This is a genomic window from Caballeronia novacaledonica (assembly GCF_900258035.1).
GTDB classification, from domain to species: domain Bacteria; phylum Pseudomonadota; class Gammaproteobacteria; order Burkholderiales; family Burkholderiaceae; genus Caballeronia; species Caballeronia novacaledonica.
Genome location: NZ_OGTP01000059.1, coordinates 1 through 1,383 on the forward strand (window position 1 = coordinate 1; position 1,383 = coordinate 1,383).

A 1,383-nucleotide genomic window follows, 5' to 3' on the forward strand; every position below is an offset into this window, starting at 1 on the left:
TACATGTTCGCTTTCGATGAACGCCTGAAGCATCGAGGGCACGAAATGCAGCGTGCTCACTTCATGACGCACGATCGTATCGGCCAGTTGCAGCGGATCGCGATGCGCACCCGGTGCGGCGATCGCCAGACGCGCGCCGACCATCAGCGGCCAGAAGAACTCCCACACCGAAACGTCGAAGCTGAAGGGCGTCTTCTGAAGAACCGTTTCGCCACGCTGCAATGGATACGCCCGCTGCATCCACGTCAGTCGATTGAACAGCGCATCGTGACGGTTGCCGACGCCCTTCGGACGGCCTGTCGAGCCTGACGTGAAGATCACGTAGGCAAGGTTTGCTCCGTGAAGTTCGACGTCGGGGTTGCGTTCGTCTTCTCGCGTTGCATCGAGCGTGATTTGTCTCACGCCTTCGACTTCTGGCAAGACAACGCCCGACTGACATAGCGCGAGTGCAATCCCACCATCCTGCTGCATCGCTGCGAGCCGGTCTGCCGGATACGAAGGATCGAACGGCACATAAGCCGCGCCCGCCTTCATGATCGCGAACAGCGCGATCACGAGTTCGATCGATCGTTCAGCCGCGATGCCGACCTTCGATTCGATACCGATGCCTTCCGCAATCAGCCAATGCGCGAGTCCGTTTGCACGCGCGTTCAACGCACCGTATGTCACGCGGGTATCGCCGAACACCAGCGCAATGTGATCCGGATACGCCGCCGCATGACGTTCGAAGCCGCGAAACACCGGCTCGGCTGGCTCATGACGCTCTGAGTTGCGACTCCATCCTTCAATCTCACTGCGTTCGAACGGACTCAACAACGGCACTGCGCTGACAAGCGCCTGGCCTTCGACCATCGCGCGAAGCATCGCCTGATAATGCCCGGCCATGCGCTCGATCGTCTCCACTTCGAACAACTCGTTTGCATAGCTCAATTCCAGCGACAGCGACCCGTCGCTCTCTTCGCGCGTATCGAGCAGCAATTCGAACTGCGCGATTTCCGCCGGCAGCGCATACGGTTCGATCTCCAACGACGGCAGACGCTGCAACACGCGCCAGTCGCGTCGCTGATGATTGAACATCACCTGAAACAGCGGCGTGTGCGCGAGGCTGCGTTCGGGACGCAGCGCATCGATGAGCGCATCGAAAGGCAAATCCTGATGCGCTTGCGCGCCCAGCGTCGCGTCGCGCATTTGCGTGAGTAACGCATCCGTGCGCGTGGAATTATCGATACGGCTTTGCAGTACCTGCGTGTTCACGAAGAACCCGATCAGCCCTTCCGTCTCCACACGATGACGGTTCGCCACCGGTACGCCCGTCCGTATCGTCTGTTGCCCCGTGTAGCGATACAGCAGCGCGTGGAAGGCCGCGAGCAACACCATGAAGGG

1 protein-coding gene is annotated in these 1,383 nt (G+C 60.2%); it reads right to left on the reverse strand.

What is annotated here, in order from left to right; all coding sequences use genetic code 11:
• Positions 1–1,383: AMP-binding protein (locus NOV72_RS31700; protein WP_146150071.1), on the reverse strand; the 1,383-nt coding region annotated here is incomplete at both ends.